19 protein-coding genes and 1 other annotated feature are annotated in these 17,992 nt (G+C 48.0%); of the genes, 16 read left to right on the forward strand and 3 right to left on the reverse strand.

All coding sequences use genetic code 11. The features are described from left to right. The first annotated feature begins 34 nt into the window (after nucleotides 1-34). The 5 genes from resA (at nucleotide 35) to L6442_RS11560 (ending at nucleotide 5,813) form a co-directional block, all read left to right on the forward strand. Entirely contained in the window at nucleotides 35-559 is a 525-nt protein-coding gene (gene resA, locus L6442_RS11540) for a thiol-disulfide oxidoreductase ResA (protein ID WP_212978452.1), read from the forward strand. After that, the gene (resB, locus tag L6442_RS11545; protein ID WP_212978451.1) at nucleotides 559-2,250 is read left to right on the forward strand and encodes a cytochrome c biogenesis protein ResB; all 1,692 of its coding nucleotides are present in this window, start codon (nucleotides 559-561) and stop codon (nucleotides 2,248-2,250) included. Before resA ends, resB begins: the two co-directional genes overlap by 1 nt. Then, entirely contained in the window at nucleotides 2,247-3,509 is a 1,263-nt protein-coding gene (gene ccsA / locus L6442_RS11550; protein WP_194230210.1) for a cytochrome c biogenesis protein CcsA, read from the forward strand. The genes resB and ccsA overlap by 4 nt, the downstream gene beginning before the upstream one ends. 140 nt (nucleotides 3,510-3,649) lie before the next feature. Continuing rightward, complete coding sequence (locus L6442_RS11555; RefSeq protein WP_194230209.1) at nucleotides 3,650-4,366, forward strand: response regulator transcription factor; 717 nt, start codon at nucleotides 3,650-3,652, stop codon at nucleotides 4,364-4,366. 1 nt (nucleotide 4,367) lies between these two features. Beyond that, nucleotides 4,368-5,813 (forward strand): HAMP domain-containing sensor histidine kinase, encoded by a 1,446-nt coding sequence (locus L6442_RS11560; RefSeq protein WP_212978450.1) that lies wholly within the window; start codon nucleotides 4,368-4,370, stop codon nucleotides 5,811-5,813. Between the two features lie 140 nt (nucleotides 5,814-5,953). On the opposite strand, the gene serA is transcribed toward L6442_RS11560, so the two are convergent. Both serA and L6442_RS11570 read right to left on the reverse strand, forming a co-directional pair. Beyond that, complete coding sequence (serA, locus tag L6442_RS11565; RefSeq protein ID WP_212978449.1) at nucleotides 5,954-7,543, reverse strand: phosphoglycerate dehydrogenase; 1,590 nt, start codon at nucleotides 7,541-7,543, stop codon at nucleotides 5,954-5,956. A 286-nt stretch (nucleotides 7,544-7,829) separates the two neighbouring features. After that, nucleotides 7,830-8,062, reverse strand: a binding site (T-box leader). Between the two features lie 149 nt (nucleotides 8,063-8,211). Continuing rightward, complete coding sequence (locus L6442_RS11570; protein ID WP_212978448.1) at nucleotides 8,212-9,105, reverse strand: hypothetical protein; 894 nt, start codon at nucleotides 9,103-9,105, stop codon at nucleotides 8,212-8,214. 69 nt (nucleotides 9,106-9,174) lie between these two features. On the opposite strand from L6442_RS11570, the gene L6442_RS11575 reads away from it, so the two are divergent. Genes L6442_RS11575 through L6442_RS11585 form a run of 3 tightly spaced genes read left to right on the forward strand, consistent with a single transcriptional unit; the run spans nucleotide 9,175 to nucleotide 11,062 of the window. Further along, nucleotides 9,175-9,768: a CPBP family intramembrane glutamic endopeptidase gene (locus L6442_RS11575; RefSeq protein ID WP_194230205.1), complete on the forward strand. Its 594-nt coding sequence runs from the start codon at nucleotides 9,175-9,177 to the stop codon at nucleotides 9,766-9,768. Then, complete coding sequence (locus L6442_RS11580; protein ID WP_212978447.1) at nucleotides 9,765-10,226, forward strand: hypothetical protein; 462 nt, start codon at nucleotides 9,765-9,767, stop codon at nucleotides 10,224-10,226. Before L6442_RS11575 ends, L6442_RS11580 begins: the two co-directional genes overlap by 4 nt. After that, on the forward strand, nucleotides 10,220-11,062 hold the full coding sequence (locus L6442_RS11585) for a metallophosphoesterase (RefSeq protein WP_212978446.1): 843 nt from the start codon (nucleotides 10,220-10,222) through the stop codon (nucleotides 11,060-11,062). Before L6442_RS11580 ends, L6442_RS11585 begins: the two co-directional genes overlap by 7 nt. Nucleotides 11,063-11,129: 67 nt before the next feature. Here the strand turns inward: L6442_RS11585 and L6442_RS11590 are convergent, their stop codons facing one another. Then, entirely contained in the window at nucleotides 11,130-12,053 is a 924-nt protein-coding gene (locus L6442_RS11590) for a polysaccharide deacetylase family protein (protein WP_212978445.1), read from the reverse strand. Between the two features lie 93 nt (nucleotides 12,054-12,146). Here L6442_RS11590 and L6442_RS11595 point away from each other — a divergent pair, with 93 nt between their 5' ends. The 8 genes from L6442_RS11595 to cmk all read left to right on the forward strand — a co-directional run bounded on the left by L6442_RS11595 (nucleotide 12,147) and on the right by cmk (nucleotide 17,985). Further along, the gene (locus L6442_RS11595) at nucleotides 12,147-12,449 is read left to right on the forward strand and encodes a hypothetical protein (RefSeq protein ID WP_194230201.1); all 303 of its coding nucleotides are present in this window, start codon (nucleotides 12,147-12,149) and stop codon (nucleotides 12,447-12,449) included. 206 nt (nucleotides 12,450-12,655) lie between these two features. Beyond that, nucleotides 12,656-13,270 (forward strand): genetic competence negative regulator, encoded by a 615-nt coding sequence (locus L6442_RS11600; RefSeq protein WP_194230200.1) that lies wholly within the window; start codon nucleotides 12,656-12,658, stop codon nucleotides 13,268-13,270. A 243-nt stretch (nucleotides 13,271-13,513) separates the two neighbouring features. Continuing rightward, nucleotides 13,514-14,209, forward strand: coding sequence for a glutamic-type intramembrane protease PrsW (gene prsW, locus L6442_RS11605; protein ID WP_194230199.1), 696 nt, complete (start codon nucleotides 13,514-13,516; stop codon nucleotides 14,207-14,209). A 67-nt stretch (nucleotides 14,210-14,276) separates the two neighbouring features. Beyond that, nucleotides 14,277-14,426, forward strand: a complete 150-nt coding sequence (locus L6442_RS11610; RefSeq protein WP_194230198.1) for a hypothetical protein — start codon at nucleotides 14,277-14,279, stop codon at nucleotides 14,424-14,426. Nucleotides 14,427-14,580: 154 nt separating this feature from the next. After that, nucleotides 14,581-15,942: a germination protein YpeB gene (gene ypeB, locus L6442_RS11615; RefSeq protein ID WP_212978444.1), complete on the forward strand. Its 1,362-nt coding sequence runs from the start codon at nucleotides 14,581-14,583 to the stop codon at nucleotides 15,940-15,942. Between the two features lie 185 nt (nucleotides 15,943-16,127). Further along, complete coding sequence (locus L6442_RS11620) at nucleotides 16,128-16,778, forward strand: flagellar brake protein (RefSeq protein ID WP_212978569.1); 651 nt, start codon at nucleotides 16,128-16,130, stop codon at nucleotides 16,776-16,778. An 85-nt stretch (nucleotides 16,779-16,863) separates the two neighbouring features. Next, nucleotides 16,864-17,085: a hypothetical protein gene (locus L6442_RS11625; protein ID WP_212978443.1), complete on the forward strand. Its 222-nt coding sequence runs from the start codon at nucleotides 16,864-16,866 to the stop codon at nucleotides 17,083-17,085. A 204-nt stretch (nucleotides 17,086-17,289) separates the two neighbouring features. After that, entirely contained in the window at nucleotides 17,290-17,985 is a 696-nt protein-coding gene (cmk, locus tag L6442_RS11630; protein WP_212978442.1) for a (d)CMP kinase, read from the forward strand. The last annotated feature ends 7 nt before the right edge of the window (nucleotides 17,986-17,992 follow it).

Genomic DNA, 17,992 nt, shown 5'->3' on the forward strand with positions numbered 1-17,992 from the left:
ACATGAGATTTGTCATAGAAAAGGGGCATTTGGCATGGGTAAATCAAGAAAAAAAGTTCAGATTATCATCCTGCTTTTGATCGTTTTTCTGGGCGGATATGCCATTGTTTCTCAAGTGTGGGGTTCGGGCGGCAAGCCGACGGAAGGCAGCAAAGCCCCCGCGTTTGACCTGCTTGGTCTGGACGGGAAGGCTCATCAGCTGGATGAATATAAGGGGAAAGCCATTGTTCTGAATTTCTGGGGAACCTGGTGCGGCCCGTGTGTAAAGGAAATGCCCGCTTTACAGGCTCAGTGGGAGAAGTGGAAGGATAAAGGCGTGGTTGTGATCGGGATCAACGCCGGCGAGGACAAGCTGGCGGTTGAAAATTTCGTCAATAACATGCAAGTCGATTTCCCGGTTCTGCTTGATCCGAACAAGGAGTCGATCGTTGCGTATGGCATTTCGCCTTTGCCGACTACGTTTTTTGTGTCCAAAAATGGCAAAATCAACAAAATCCATCTCGGTCAGCTGGATTTGGCCACCCTCGACAAACAAATTGAAGAGCTGGTGAAATCGTAATGCTACAGGAAGTCATCGCTTTTAAAAACACGAAATGCGAATGCGGACACCAAAACCCGGTTGGTACCGTGCTTTGCGAAGCCTGCGGCAGGCCGCTTCATGAAGGAGACCGAGAATCGAATGAAGTTCTGGAGATGCGTTATGATGGAATGGCGCGCCGTTCGCAGCGTGCAAATCCGAATTTCATAGACCGTATCTGGAACTTTTTTTCCTCTGTCAAAGTAGCGGTATACTTAATCATTTTAACGCTGCTCGGCTCCATGCTTGGGACGATTTTTCCCCAGGAGAACACGTTCTTAAATATCGATCCCTCAACCTATTACAAAGAGACGTACGGAACCTGGGGATTCGTTTATTACAAACTTGGACTCACGCATACTTACGAGTCGTGGTGGTTTATCCTGCTGCTAGTCATGATCGGGGCGTCACTTGTGATCTGCAGCTTGGACCGCGTACTTCCGCTATACAAAGCGCTCAGCAAACAGCGGATACTTAAACATATGCAGTTTCTTACGCGCCAGCGCGTCGTTTATCAAGGGCCGGTTGCAGGGGAAGCAGAGGAATGGCTTCAGCAGGTTTCGGGTCCGATGAAAAAGAGGGGGTACCGCGTCCATACGGACGGAAACGCTCTCTTGGCTGAAAAATACCGCTTTAGCCGTTGGGGACCATATGTCATCCACATCGGGCTGATCATTTTCCTGCTTGCCGTTTTGGCCCGTGGTTTGCCCGGAATGAAGATGGATCAGCACATGTCTTTTCCTGAAGGGGAAATCAAACCTATACCTAATACCCCGTATTATTTTGAAAACGAGAAGTTTACTGTGGAGTTTTATACGCAGGATGAAATGCCCGATGAGTTTCGCAATAAAGGCAAGATGCTGGCCAAGCTGTTCAATACTCAAGCCACGCTTTATACCTGTACCGCTAACTGTAATGATCCGACCAAAGAGCCAAAGCTGGAAGCTGTGGCCAAACACAATATTCAGGTGAACGATCCCCTTGAGTATAAGGATCTGAAGGTATACCAGTTCGATTATGATCTTACGCCGGTGCTGCGCTCGGTAACCCCTTCGTTGTTCGATGTGAAAACGGGCAAGGAGCTCGGCAGTTTCAAACTTGACATCAAAAATCCGCAGCGTCATTATGCGGTGGGCGATTACAATCTTGAGCTGAAAGAGAAATACAATGATTTTGGCCTTGATGAGAATGGAAGGCCCGTGACCAAAACTCCGAATCCAAACGCTCCGGCATATCTGTTTCTGATCAAAGGGCCGAATCTGCCGGCTGAAGGCATGCAGTATATCTATTTTCCAAAAGAAATTGACAAGCAGCGTTTTGGGCAGGATGCCATCAACGACAAAATGAACATAGGCAGCGTACCGTTGACGCTTCATGTCAAAGGGATGGAAAATGTGGATTTCTCCATGGCCACCACGTATTTGAATATCCGGGTGGATAAAGTCATGCCTTTTGTCTGGATTGGCGCCGCCATCGTCATGTTGGGTCTGGTGCTCGGATTTTATTGGCAGCATCGCCGTATCTGGTTGCGAATCGATGACGGTATCCTGACATTGGGAGCGCATACCAACAAAAACTGGTTCGGCATCCGCCGGGAAATTTCGGCTATTTTGAAAAAAATGAATCTGGATGTGGATGAAAAGTCCCTGGATAACGGAGGAAAACAAGCATGAGTGATTTACTTTCTTTTAGCAGTAATATGTTTGTCGTCGCTTTCTTCCTTTATTGCGCTGCATTCATATTATTTGCCGTAGCTCTCATGGGCCGCAGGTGGAGCAACCGCGATCCCGTGGCGCATTCGAAGAAATGGGGCAAGATCGCTTTTATCGGATCTTCCCTCGGCCTTATTTTCCAACTTGTATTTTTTGTGACGCGCTGGATTGGCGGAGGGCATATTCCTGTCAGCAACATGTATGAATTTATGTCTTTTCTGTCCATGATGGTGATGGTAGCGTTTACGGTTGTTTTTCTGATATACAAAAAAACGCTGCTCGGGTTGTTTGCGGTACCGATCACGATAATTATAATGGCTTATGCCGCCGTATTCCCGCAGGAAGTCCAACCGCTGATTCCGTCGCTGCAATCCTACTGGCTTAAAATCCATGTCACACTTGCTGCGGCAGGCGAATCATTTTTTGCGATCAGTTTCGCGGCAGGTTTTATGTACTTGATCCGCACCGTGGACTTCAAAGGGAAAGACAAAAAAGCGAAGAGAAAGCAGCGCTGGGTGGAGGTTATTTTCTTTTCCATTATTGTTGTCATCTCTTTCATTGCAACCGTATTTATTTTCCGGGCTGCCGGTTATGAGTCGGTATTTACGCAAACGAAGGTAGCCGGGCAAGAAGGGGCGCAAAACACGGTAACGGCCAAAGTATCTTACAAGTTGCCGCCGATCGTTGCGCCGTACCAGAGCAAGATTGAAAGTTTTGAGCCGTTCCTCGGAATGAAGAAGCCGCTCTTTGAGGCCCCGTCCTGGATGAATGGCGTTAATGCCGGACGCAAATTCAACACGATTATTTGGTCTTTGCTTACTGGCGCCATATTGTATGGGATATTGCGATTGATCGTACGAAAGCCTCTTGGGACTGCCGCTTCTCCGCTGATGGAAGGCATCGATCCGGATGATCTGGACGAAATCAGTTATCGGGCTATCGCGATCGGCTTTCCGATCTTTACGCTAGGAGCCTTGATTTTTGCAATGATCTGGGCCGAAGTCGCCTGGGGCACATTCTGGAGCTGGGATCCCAAAGAGGTTTGGGCGCTGATCTGCTGGCTGTTCTACAGCGCATATTTGCATCTTAGACTCTCGCGCGGTTGGCAGGGCGGCAAGTCTGCTTGGCTATCGGTTATCGGATTCCTGGTGGTTATGTTCACCTTGGTTGGAGTCAACCTCGTCATTGCAGGACTTCATTCCTATGCGGGTGTTGATTGATTGCATAAATCGACAAAAAGAATCTAATTCCGAGAATCCGTTTCCTCATTTCATATTGAATGTTGAAGCGGATTTTCGCTATAATGAACCTTTGAGAGTATATTGTAGTTCTTCGGATGAACATAAAGGGGTTGTTGTCTATGTCAGAACATGGTAATCGGATACTGGTTGTGGATGATGAGGAACGGATTCGCCGTTTATTGAAAATGTATTTAGAAAAAGAAGGCTATGAGGTGGAGGAAGCGGAAGACGGGGAAATCGCGCTCCGCAAGGCATCCAATCAGGACTATGGCCTAATTTTGCTTGACTTGATGCTTCCGGGGATGGACGGAATTGAAGTCTGTACCCGATTGAGACAATTAAAATCGACGCCGATCCTGATGCTGACAGCTAAGGGTGAAGAAATCAATCGCGTTCAAGGTTTCGAAGTTGGCGCAGATGATTATGTCGTGAAACCGTTTAGCCCTAGAGAAGTTATTTATCGCGTAAAAGCTATCTTGAGACGATCCTCGGCTACGGCGTATTTGTCGAAGGACAGCAATTCCAGCAATAACATCGTCTTCCCTCACCTTGTCATCGAGCATGACGCGCATCGGGTAACCGCCAGCGGGCATGAAGTAAGCCTGACGCCAAAGGAATACGAGCTGCTGCATTATCTCGCAGTTTCGCCCGACAAGGTCTTTTCGCGGGAAGAGTTATTGAAGGATGTTTGGAACTATGAGTTTTTTGGCGACTTGCGTACCGTCGATACGCATGTCAAGAGACTAAGAGAAAAGCTGAACAAAGTGTCCCCGGAGTCCGCTGCAATGATTACGACCGTCTGGGGCGTCGGCTACAAGCTAGAGGTGCCAAAGTAACGTGAACTTCTGGACATCGCTAGTCGGCAAGCTGTGGGCGACGATCATTTGTTTGGTTGCATGTATTCTCATTACGATGGCATTGTTTTTGCTGCCGTATATCGATACTAATTTCTCGAACAATTCCGGAGATATTAAACGCCTATTCACCTATACGGCGATCATCGGTTTTTCGATGACCACCTTTTTTGCGCTGTTTCTGCTTACCAAAATCACGCAGCCGATGCAAAAGCTAATCAGCGCCACCGAGGCGATCAGTAAAGGCGAATACAGCACCCGCCTGTCGATCGTTACGAGCGACGAGATCGGCAAGCTTGCGAATACGTTCAATCATATGGCGGCGGAGCTTGAAGAGAACATCCGCAACTTGAACCAGGAGAAGGAGCATTTGGCAAGCGTCCTGCGGAGCATGAGCGATGCGGTGATTACGTTCAATAACTCCGGTCATATCATTTTGACCAATCCACCGGCCCAAAAGCTGATTCCGAAATGGAAAGATATCGACTGGGACATGGAGCAAAGCAACGATATGGAAAGCAAACCGGAAGAAAAGGTGCCTAAACCGCTATTGGATCTGTTTGAACGCATGCTTCAGGAAAGCGCGGACGTTAGCGCCAATGTGCATGTGAAGCAAGGGGTTTGGTCGGTGCGCATGGCTCCTTTGTATGCGGATGACGATAATATCCGGGGGGCCGTGGCGGTGCTTCGGGATGTGACGGAACAGGTGAAGCTGGAGAAAATGAGGCAGGATTTCGTGGCGAACGTATCGCATGAAATTCGGACTCCTCTTTCAATGATGCAGGGCTACAGCGAAGCGCTGCTGGATGGAATGGCTGCATCACCAGAGGAAGGCCAGGAGCTTATACAAGTCATTCATGACGAATCGCTGCGCATGGGCAGACTTGTCAAGGATTTGCTGGATTTGGCGCGAATGGAAGCAGGACATACGGATCTTCATCTCCGTAGATTGGACATGAGTGAAGTGCTTGAACGCGTATTCCGTAAATTTTCCGTTCGGGCGAAAGAAAGCGGTCTTGATCTTCTTTATGACAAGCGTACCGAGGATCTAGTGCTTGAGGCGGCAGATGAAGATAAACTGGAGCAGGTGCTGACCAACCTGCTGGACAATGCGTTCAGGCATACGCCAAGCGGCAAACAAATCCGCATTGCTGCTGAGCGGCTGGGGACCGGTCATGCATCAGAACTGCAAATCAAGATCGAGGATGAGGGAGCGGGCATTCCTCAAGAAGATCTGCCATATGTCTTCGAACGCTTCTATAAGGCTGACAAAGCGAGAGTCAGGGGAGGTTCAAACGGTACCGGCCTTGGTCTGGCGATCGTTAAAAACATCGTGGAATCTCATTCCGGGTCGATCCGGGTAACCAGCCAAATAGGCGAAGGAACCGTTTTTTCGATTCGTTTACCTGTCGAAAATCATGAATCTTGAGAGGAACTTAAGAAACACCGCAAACTGCGGTGTTTTTTGTTGAAGTTGAAAGATTAATATTGTTCAACGTGGAACAAGATGGTAAAACGCAAAAAAAGCGCAAGCCCAAAGTATATGGGGCTTGCGCTATATCCGTTAATTTACAGTGTGATTTCAATGGCGCGGTTCAGTTCCGGCAGGGTAGTCAACTGATTCAGTACATCCTTTTGAACGGCTTTGTCCACTGTCAGAATCATGATGGCTGCACCGCCGATGATTTTGCGTCCGACTTGCATGGATGCAATGTTGACGTCGTTTTCGCCAAGAAGCGTTCCGACGCGGCCGATCAGACCCGGTTTGTCATTATGGGAGATGAGGATTTGATGGCCTTCCGGCGCTACGTCCACCGGGAATTTATCAATTTGGACAATCCGTTCGCCGTAACCGTTCAATAACGTACCGGCAACCAAGTTTTCAACATCGTTTTGCGATTTCAGCGTCACGGTAAGCAGATTGGTAAAACCTTTGGATTTGGACGCTTTGGTAACGACCACGTTGATGTCGCGCAATTTGGCAAGATGCATGCAGTTGACGATATTGACTTCGCTGCCAAGATGATGTGCAAGCACGCCTTGGACGATATAGCGCGTCAGCGGCAGCGTGTCGATATCGGACAGATCGCCCGCATACTCTACGTGAATTTCATGCACGGCCTGATTTGCAGCCTGAGCGGCAAAGCTGCCGAGCTTTTCGCCGATCGAAAAATAAGGCTGCAGGCGGTTCATTACGCTTGCGGCTACCGGCGGTATATTGACGGCATTTTTGAACGGCTCGTTACGCAAAATATGAAGCACTTCCTCGGATACATCAATGGCCACGTTCTCCTGGGCTTCAACGGTCGATGCGCCAAGATGAGGCGTCACGATGATTTTAGGATGATTGAGGAACGGATGATCTTTTTGCGGCGGTTCGCTTTCAAATACGTCAAACGCGGCGCCGGCTACAATTCCTTCGTTAATCGCCTCGACAAGGGCAGCTTCATCGATGATTCCGCCGCGAGCGCAGTTGACGATCCGCATTCCTTTTTTCATCACTTCGAATTGCGGGCGGGCAATCATATGACGCGTTTCAGGCGTCAACGGCGTATGCACCGTCATGAAGTCGGCATTGCGAACGATATCATCCACGGATGCCAGTTTAACTTCCATTTTTTCAGCGCGTTCCTGGGTCAGGAATGGATCGAACGCCAGAATGCTCATGCCAAAAGCCTTGGCGCGTTTGGCGACTTCGCTGCCGATGCGGCCCATGCCAAGCACACCCAATGTCTTGTTGCGCAGTTCAACGCCGAGGAATGATTTGCGGTCCCACTCTCCGCCGATGGTTTTCGCGTAAGCTTGCGGAATATGGCGCGCCAGGGCCATCATCATTGCGAAGGCATGCTCGCAGGTAGTGACGGTGTTGCCGTCAGGGGCGTTAATGACGATGATCCCGCGTTTGGTGGCTGCTTCAAGATCGATGTTGTCCACACCAACGCCGGCACGGCCGACGACTTTCAGTTTGGCGCCGGCAGCCATGATTTTTTCGGTTACGCGGGTTTGGCTGCGGACGAGTAATGCGTCGTATTCCCCGATAATGGCCGCAAGCTCATCCTCGCCTAGTCCAGTTTTTTTCTCTACCTGAACATCGGCAGCATCCATCAGCTGCTTAATTCCCAGATCACTGATCGGATCCGATACTAACACTTTAAACATGGTTTCTTCCTCCTCAATCTGATAGAACTTATAAGTTAGAAGGCTGTAATCCGTTTGAAAGAATCAATTATTTCGGAGTACTAACCTTTTAAAACCATACTTTTTACCCTTAGCGGATAAGCTTTCGAGAAATATCGCATTCCCTGGGCAACGCGGTACTGTGTCAAAGGCCTAAGATATAATGGGGCAAGAAATCGGGCCATATTCCTGGGTGGTTCACAAGGTTTAGCACGGAATTCAGCAAGTGTATAACAAAAAAACTCTCAATCCGCACACTACTTGCGTAGTAAGGGACGAGAGTTGTTCGTGGTACCACCCTAATTTACCGCCGATTTGGAGCCGGCAGCCTCAGAGGCCCGATAAGGACCTGATTTGATAACGGAAATGACCCGGCTGTACCTACTTCAATGTTCGATACAGCTTCTCTGGAACGCTAAGGCGGCTTGTTTGTCACCGGTTTGCACCACCCACCGGCTCTCTGCAGACTTCCAAGGACCTTCTTTCCTTCATCGGCTTTAACTCGTTAATTTTTTCATAATGTATCACGTGCTTGAGGTCGCTGTCAATAGGAAACCTTCACTTCTTGAATCCATCGTACCAAATCTGCTATGATTTTTAGTATAGTTGTTGACGTTTTTCGCCAAATCATTTTACAAATTTTGACGCAATCAGGTTTCATCGAAGAAAGGGATTTGCGGCAGCAATTCCTTTTGGCCGTATTGCTCTTTCAGCTGGCAGAAAATTTGCGGGCGGATTGCATCCGTCTTCTGCAGATGTTTGACGGTCGCTTGAAGCGAATCAAGCTTGTACTGCTTTGCTTTTCCAGAAGCCAGCCAATAATCAACTACTGCGGTTATATCCTGCGGATCCGCCGCACTGAAGTATGAACTGTTCAGCAGAACGGCCGATACGGCTTCGTTTTTGACCATGAGCGGCAATTTTTTCCATTCATCTAATTTAAGGATGGAAGGCAAGGAATATTGGCCAGGGATGGAAGGACTCACCTTCGTTCCCCATTTTAGCATGGATGCATAATATTGTTTTTGAGCCATGAGACCATATTTGACGGCATTTTGATAAAATGGATCCTGCGTGAACCGGACGGCGGTCATTTTGGCATCAGTACTGTTCTCGGCGGCCTGACTCGCAGCTGTCCCGAATAAATGAAGGCTTTTTAGCGTATTGTTTTGCGACTGCTGAAGCAGCGGCGATGAATCGAATACCGAAGCTTGAAGTACTTCGTTGTATGAATCATTAGCCAGCTTGGCGAGCTGCTTGAAATCTTTTGCAGACAGGATTTGGTTATCCGTCCCGCTCAGCCATTCTTGCTTGAATTCCCGATAAGGCAAAAATACGGTATGATAGAAGGTAACGACATCCTGCTGCTGGTACGAATCAGTAAAGTCAGGGGAAAGGGAAGACAATTTGAGCTGATTGTATTTTTCCTCTGTCCGATTGGCGCCGATATGAACCCCGGATAGAAACGCGGCGGCGGATATGAGCAGCGCCAGGATGAACAAAAGGCTGAAGTAGAGTTCGAAACGGGAGGGACTGTTTTTCATTTTCTCTTGCACTCCTTTAAATGGTGATGATCTTTGTACCGTTAATAACTACAGACAGGCAGGCTTAACATGAAAAAATTTAAATTCCGTGTGCCCAAATTGAAACAGGCCACGCCGGATCAGCTGACAGACCGTCTGCTCTTGATCAATCTTTACCTGACACAAGGTCTTACCTTCATTATCGGATTGATATGGATATTATTTCAGAAAAGAAACCCTCTTGAACTATTCATTGCGCATAAAGGTGACTATTTTGTGGCATGGGGGCTTGGACTGGCCGGCGTGATGTTTTTAATTGATTTCGTGGTCTCGCGTTTAACGCCTGAGGAAGTCATGGACGACGGCGGAATCAACAACATGCTGTTTCAAAATCGCCCCGTCTGGCATATCGTACTCATCGCCGCTGTTGTTGCGGTCTGTGAGGAACTTTTGTTCCGCGGCGCCATTCAGCACGCTTTCGGTGCCTATTGGACCAGCATTTTGTTCGCGGTTATTCACGTCCGGTATTTAAAGCATTGGATTCCAACGGGTTGGGTGTTTCTCAGCAGTTATGGGCTTGGATATATTTATATCCACTCCGGGACGCTGCTTGCCCCGATCGTATGCCATTTTGCGATAGATTGTATATCCGGGTTAGTGATTCGATTTCGGAGGGAATCATGAGTACAGAATTAAGCAGAGTAGAAACCTACAGTAAAAAACGAAAAAAAAACTATGAAAAAAAGCCCCCCTTGTCCGCTCCAGAAGGACAACCGGCTCGCACAAGCAAACCGAAACGGGAGCGCATCAAACCATCGGCTTCATTAAGCAGGGTGAGAGCGAAGGGGAGAAGAAACGACAGCATACAGACTGCTGAGGATGAACAGCCGCAAAAGAAAGTTTCGTCTGCTTCGGGAATGTCACGATCCCGTACCGAAAGGCATAAAGCAGAAAAGGAAACGGGCGTGAGGAGAGAAGAGGACCCTCAATCTACTCCATCCCGAGCCGAAAAATATGGGGCCCGCAAAAATATTCTGAGCAAGTATTTTACGAACTCATTATTTTTCCTGTTTCTTGTTCTGACGGCATTTCTCGTATATTGGGGGATCAAAGGCGCCCCTCCGCTGGGGGAACTATGGTGACCCCGGCGCTCCTGTGGAGCGCGGGCATCCTTGCGGCGTGCTTCATCTTGCTTTTGGCAAGGATGTCATATGAAGCAAGGATTCATGCCATCACGGATTCGGAGGTTTTTCTCGAGCGTTTGCCGGAAGCTTTTGAGGGAAGCCGTATTTTTTTTATTTCGGATATTCATAAGCGGAAGCTTTCCAGAGCATTTATGGAGTCCCTGCAAGGGAAGGCGGATTGGGTCATACTTGGCGGCGATATAATGGAGCAGAACGTGCCGCTGGAGCGCGTCCGGGAAAACCTCGCTATGCTGGCGGCTATAGGACCGGCATATGCTGTCTATGGCAATCATGATTTGAAAGCCGATCCTGAAGGGTTGGCCAGAGTGCTTAAAGAAGCAGGCTGTACTTTGTTAAGGAATGAAAATGTGGTCCTGAAACGGGGCGGCGGGCAGATTCTGCTCACTGGCATCGACCAACCGCTGCACAAGCGGGACGGATACGCGCCGCCTCCAAGGGTACCTGACGGTTTTGCCGATTTATGCCGTGTCGCGGTTGTACATGATCCCGCCTGGATCCGGTTCTTACCGGAAAAACCCGCGGATTTGATTCTCGCCGGCCATACCCATGGCGGCCAGATCCGCTTCCCCGTATTCGGGGCGATCCGGTTAAACTCGTTTTACCGTAAATATGATTGCGGCTGGTTCAAATGGTATCAACCTCAGTCAGCCGTAAAGACGCCGCAGTTGCTTATCAGCCGCGGTTTCGGCAACAGACGCGTCACGCTGCGTTTATGCTGCCCGGCTGAAATGCACATGATCCGGCTGAGAAAAGCTCCGGCAAAACCTTCATAAGAAATATAAAAAGGCACCTTCCGAATTGCAGCGGATCGTGCCCTTTTATTTTGGCGCTGCTGCGCCGTTATCTCATTTCAAGTTCAATGCTGCGCGGATCCACAAAGGTGTAGCCTTTGCTTTCAAGCTGGGTCAGCAGCTGGTCCAGCGCTTCGGTCGTCCATGGCAGTTCATGCATCAAAATATTGCTTCCCGGATGAAGTTGATCGAGAACGTTCTTGATCAACTTCTGCGGATTATCAGTTCCTTTGGATTTCATCGTCCAATCAAGCGAGCCGTTTGACCAGGTCATATATAGAAGACCGTTTTCCTTGGCGATTTTTTTTCCGATATCTCCACCTTCGCCAAAAGGGGGACGGAAAAATACCGGTGCTTCACCTACCGTATCCTTTACGATTTTCTGTACATCCTCGATTTGCTGCCTTACTTTCGCTTCGGATTCCTTCCGCAATGAAATATGATCCCAACTGTGATTGCCGATGATCTGACCGCGGTCATGAATGAGCTTAAGCAAGCTCGGATTTTCTTTAACCCGGTATCCGTTTACGAAAAATATAGCTTTGGCATGATGCTTGTCCAGCGTATCGATCAGGCTGTTGATCCATTCCGCTTTTTTAGGGCCGTCATCGAAGCTCAGAAGTACGACCTTTTTTTCGCCGTTTTCGTCGTTCGGGACAATGTTGTACGCTTTATTCAAGTGGTATGTCAAAGGAACGGCAGCCTGGTCGTTCTGACCGCTCGCGCTGTCCTGATCGCTGCCTTCTTTTTTCGCGTCCTCAGCATTCTTTGGATTGGCGGCGGACTTCCCTGCATCAGATTTCTCGGCCTCCGTTTTTTGGGCCGCATCTGAAGAGCCCGAGGCGTCTGATGTCGCCGCCGTATTTGTTCCGCCGTTATTCCGGCCAGGGTTCGGTACAGCTTCGTTTTTGCCGCCGCATGCGCTTAGCAACATAGCCGTCATCAAAAGAAGCGCAGCTGTCTTTTTAACCATTTTTTCATCTCGCTTTCCTGTTTTTATGCCGCATGAGGATGTCCTGATCCGCGAACACTAGACTTGATTTTAACACATAAGGAGGTTGTAATTGTGAATACTTCGTCATTTATAAGCGGTGTATTGATTGGTGCGGCGGCAACGGCGCTCATGTCCAGAAACAAAGGCGCGATCTCTTCCGCGATCACTCACAACGCAAGCAAAATGATGGATATCGGCTCCATCGGTTCCATCGCAACCGGGGGGACCAACTATTCGGCAGCTCCCCAAAACAATGCGCATTCGAAAGCTGACAGCATGAAGCAGATCCACGATTTTATCAACAGCAATCCTGACGTGAAAAAAGAAGTGAACATGATTCTGAACGAAACAAACAGCTCCATACCTGGGTTATAAACCTGAATCAAACCATTAGAATCATTTTTGGAGCGGACACGCTCGGGAATGATTCTTTTTTTAATACTACGATAGATGTTTTCGTATTTTACAGCGTGCATTTCTGGCTATATAATGATAACATACTTACATAGAACTATTTTCAGCACACATTATGGGAGACATCATAATTTGTTATATCATTGCTTACAGAGGAGGATCCTGTCATGAAAATAGAACGATTAAGCTCAGATAAGATACGGATTTTCCTCACGTTTGACGATCTGAGTGAGCGAGGAATCCAGAAAGAAGATATGTGGCAGGAGCTTCCCAAGGTACACGAGCTGTTCACAGAGATGATGGATCAAGCCTATAATGAACTCGGCTTTGATGCGACCGGGCCGCTCGCAGTAGAGGTTTTCGCTCTTCCTGCTCAGGGCATGGTCGTCATCGTGACCCGTGGGAAATATGATCATCAGCATTACAGTCATTTAGGGGAAGATGAGCTCCCTGAAGAAGTATATGAAATGGAAGTCACATTGGAGCAGAGCGACTCCATCGTTTATGCCTTCGACGATTTTGAAGTGCTGATTGAAGCTGCGCATATTCTTGGCGGTCACATTACTGAAGCCGGCCGTCTTTATCATTATAAAGATAAATGGGTGCTGTATTTGGATCCCGAACAGATCGATTCCGGCAAGCAGCCTTCGCTTATAGCCGTACTCGCGGAATATGGGGAAGCCGCCTCTTACACGGAAGCCGTTCTTGAGGAATACGGCAAAGTTGTCATGAATGATAACGCGATTGCAACCATTTGCGAACATTTCAAAAGACAGAACTAATAGTGCGTGTTCAAAAAGCAGGAGCTGATGAAATTCTATATCGCAAGAAAAACTTCCGCTAAACGCGGTCTGTCTTCTTTGTCAGTACGCCGATAGACGTTTTTCTTATCAAAAGCGGACTTTTTGAACAATCTCTAATGTTGAATGTCGTCATCCCGTGATAGATCGCTTCATGGGATGACTTGCTTTTATGTATGAAGAAATGATATGCGGCATGAAACGTAGATGAGGGGGAAAGAAACGGTGCTTTGGTTTTCGGTTATTGCTTCGGCGTTAGCGCCGGGTCTTGCCCTTTTGACCTATTTTTACCTTAAGGACAGGTACGAGCAGGAGCCGCTGAAAATGGTGGCTAAGGTGTTCTTGCTCGGATTTTTGATCGTAGTGCCGGTTATGATTATTCAGCGGGGATTTACGGATGGCTTCGGCGGGAATCTATATGTGAATTCGTTTATCATCTCGTCGCTTGTGGAGGAATTCCTGAAGTGGTTTGTATTGTACAATATCATGTTTCACCACAGCGAATTCGACGAGCCTTATGACGGGATTGTATATGCCGTTGCCATTTCGCTTGGCTTTGCGACCGTTGAGAACGTGATGTATGCGTGGTACAGCCACGCTTCGATCGGTACGATGTTTCTGAGGGCTTTGCTGCCTGTTTCGGGACATGCTATGTTTGGCGTGATGATGGGGTACTATCTTGGGCGTGCCCGTTTTTCCAAAGGAGCTGCCTCGAAACGTTATCTTGCTTATTCTTTGGTTATCCCATGGTTTTGGCATGGCGTATATGATTTGATTCTTTCAAGTATGACGCAATATTGGCTTTGGTTTATTATTCCGCTGATGGCCTTTTTATGGTATGGAGGAATGGGAAAAGTCACGAGGGCGAACAACCGCTCGCCATTTCGTTTTCTAAAGCGGGAGGAAGAGATTAATACTTGACGAAAATGGGCACACTTGATCCTACGGGTTTCCAATGACGGAAAAAACTTAGGAGGAGGTGCCTTTTTTGCGCGTTAAAGTTTCGATTGTATGCAAGCAGTGCGGCGAACGGTTTGTTTTAAGGGGAAAAAAAGACCGGGGCCGGGTGGAAACGGGTTTTAAACAATGTCTATGCAACAATAAAAACATGTTCGAGATCGAAGAGCTTCCATTCTAAAGGGTACGACTTTATAAGCAGAGCTGCCATTTGATGCATAAGACTCCTTTCTTCTTGTCAAACTAACAACAGCAACCAGTAGATTAACCAATATCGGCCGCATATAAGGCTGTGGTTGATCTATACAGCTGACGAAAGGAGATTTAGAGCAATTATGTACAAGCGACTAAGCGCTGTTTTGTTTCCCATCGTGACCCTTCTTTTGATCGGTGCATTGGTCTGGGGATATCAGGAAAACCAAGAGAAAAACTCTGTTCTGATTAAAGCTGAAAACCAGTACCAAAGGGCTTTCCATAATTTGTCCTACCACATGGACAGGCTGCACAGCGAACTTGGCAATACTCTTGCGGTCAGTTCGACGTCCAATGCGATGCATCGCAAGGGACTGATCAATGTTTGGAGGCTGACTAGCGAAGCGCAAAACGAAATCAACCAATTGCCGCTATCCATGCTCCCTTTTAACAAAACGGAGGATTTCCTGTCACGGATTTCGAATTTCTCCTATCAAACGTCCATGCGCAATTTGGACAAGGAACCTTTAAGCAAAGAAGAAATGAAAAACTTGAAAACACTTTATAAAAACTCCGCCGACATTACGAAAGACCTGCAGGCGGTGCAAAGCAAGGTGATTGCGAACCGGCTGCGCTGGATGGACGTCGAAAGCGCTATGGCATCCGAAGAAAAAGCGATGGACAACACGATTATCGACGGCTTCAAAACCGTGGACAAGCGGGTTGGCGAATATCCGGAGCTTAACTGGGGGCCGGCGGTATCCAGCATTTACGATAAACGGTCGGTGAAGAAGCTCTCCGGCACTCCGGTCTCCAAAGAGGAGATCAAACACAAGGCCATCAAGTTTGCGGATGCTGGACAGCATGCCACGGTTCATGTAACTGAAAACGGGAAGGGTACGGACTGGGAATCCTATACCGCTACGGTGAAGTCGAAGCATCACCCTGCTGTAGTATCGATGGATTTCACGAAAAAAGGCGGCCTCTTGATCGGTTATCATGACAACCGGGAGATCGGTAAAAAATCGGTAACAATTGAACAGGCGAGAGCTAAAGCCGACCAGTTTCTGATTAAGAAAGGATTTAAAGACATGACGCCTGTTACAGCCGATCAATACGGAAACATGGGAAATCTGACGTATGTGAGCAAGCAGGACGGCGTGCTGATCTATCCGGAAAAACTCACCGTCCGCGTCGGTTTGGATAACGGCGAAGTCACGGGCTTCCAAGCCAGCGACTTTGCATATGAACATAAAGGCAAACGTCAACTGCCCAAACCGAAAATGGAGATGGCCGCGGTCCGGAAAAAATTGAATCCTGAATTCAAGGAAACCTACAGCCGCAAAGCGCTGATCAAAGACGACACAGGTAAGGAAGTCCTGTGCTATGAGTTCGGAGGAAATATTAACGGTTCCAGATACCGGCTCTACATGGATGCGTCCGACGGCTCCGAGAAGATCGTCCAGGAATTGAAAACCTCAGATCACCAGACTGCGGTTGAATAATATAGCGATTATAAAAGCGGCTGTCCCGAAAAGTCAATGGATTCGGGGCAGCCTTTCTTTGTAGATCCAAAAGCCGGCAGGGTTCGAAAATATAACCATCGAATCATTAAAAAGATCATACCTGAGTCAAAAGTCATGGTATAATCAGGATATGTGGTTATTATATGAAGCTGGCGGTGAGCTTTTTGTATCCTAAAATAGGTGACTTATTGTTTATTCACATCGATTCGGGAGATGAGAAGGAGAGCAAGATCGGGTATAAATCCAGAATTGCGGACATAGACGAGGAATCGATTCTCATTGAGGTTCCGATCCGGGAAGACAACGGACAGCTCAAAAAAATGTTTGCCGGGGATGAATTATCGCTGTATTTTATGACAGAAGGCGGGGTTAAAAACTACTTTAACTCTTTTGTCACCGGATTTAAGGAAGACGTGATCCGGATGGTGCGGATTCGCCGGCCGGAACCGGATTCGATCAGCAAAATCCAAAGACGCAGCTTTCTGCGCGTCAACGCGGAGCTTGAAGTTGCCGTCAAAACGGACAAGATGTTTCATTTCCTGACCCGAACCGAGGACGTGGGAGGCGGAGGCATCTCATTGAGCTGTGACGAAAACCACAACGTCGCAGAAGGAGACAAGCTGTCCTGCTGGGTGGTCGTGCCATATAAAAATGGAAGCATCGAGCATGTTCCGTTTGAAGGGGAAATCGTCCGCATCAAAATACTTGAAAAAGGCCGGAAGATTGCTATGGTTCGAATCACCTCGGTTACGGATATGGAGCGACAAAAATTGATCCGTTTCTGCTTTGAACGCCAACTTGATTTTAGAAGATGAAAATATGCAGCGGAAATGAAACGGATTTGCATAAAAAGACCCTTTTTCGGACACCGTAATAGGAAAAATCCGGGAGTGTCGTCTGATGAACGAAAAAGAGCAGATAAGACAATATTTACAATTGTTTGACCGCTTATGCGAGCAGGCGGGGAAGATAACCAAAGGGGCGCTGATTTTTCTGTTCGCGTTATTGATTTTCTTTCAGGCTGCGCTGCATATTGACTGGCTCAGGCCATTTGTTTCGCCTGTGGACAGATTGGACGGGGTTCCCGTTATAGAGCGAAATGTCAAGGATTTACATAAGTAAATTCGAGGGTCTTTTTTGCATCAATGTATGTTATGTGGTATAATTTTCAGGAACGCAGGCATTGCCTGCTTTTTTCTTGAAGTGAACGGGAGGCGGCAGCTTAATTGAGGTTGTTTCCTGTGTCTTGGAGAGAAAAACTGCATCCGGCGGAGGTTATTGCCGCCATGAAATCTCGTATGCATATGGTTGAGGAGGAATGCCCCGTTGAGTAGGCAGGGGACGGAGAACAACTTGAAGATCAATATCGCAATTGATGGTCCTGCCGGGGCGGGAAAAAGCACGATTGCCCGTTTGGTAGCCAAAGAGTTGTCCTACATATATGTGGATACCGGTTCCATGTACCGGGCAGTCACCTGGTATATGTTGAAATATGGGATTAAGCCGGAATCATCGGACGAAGTGCTGCGTCATGCCCGCAATATGGTGCTTGAATTGATGCCGGGCGCCGATGGACAAAAGGTTCTGGTTAACGGCCAGGATGTTTCGCCGCTCATCCGATCACGCGAAGTGAACGGCATGGTGTCGCAATATGCGCAAAACGAGGGGCTGCGCGAACATTTGGTAGCGCTGCAGCGCGAGATGGCAGCCCGTAAAGGCGTGGTCATGGATGGACGGGATATCGGCACGACGGTGCTCCCGGATGCCGAACTTAAAATATTCATGACGGCGACTGTCAAGGAACGTGCTCTCCGCCGTTTTAAAGAGATGGGCGATGCGCAAGGACTAACCTTGGAACAGCTTGAGAAGGATATTTCCGAACGCGACCGCTTGGACGAAGGTCGTGAAATTTCACCGCTGCGTTGCGCAGAGGATGCGATCGTATTGGATACGACGAATATGGACATCCCTCAAGTTGTGGAAACGATCGTTTCTTTTTGCAGAACTCATACGAACTCATAAGGATGGG

The sequence above is a fragment of the Paenibacillus azoreducens genome, from assembly GCF_021654775.1.
Taxonomy (GTDB): domain Bacteria; phylum Bacillota; class Bacilli; order Paenibacillales; family Paenibacillaceae; genus Paenibacillus_AQ; species Paenibacillus_AQ azoreducens.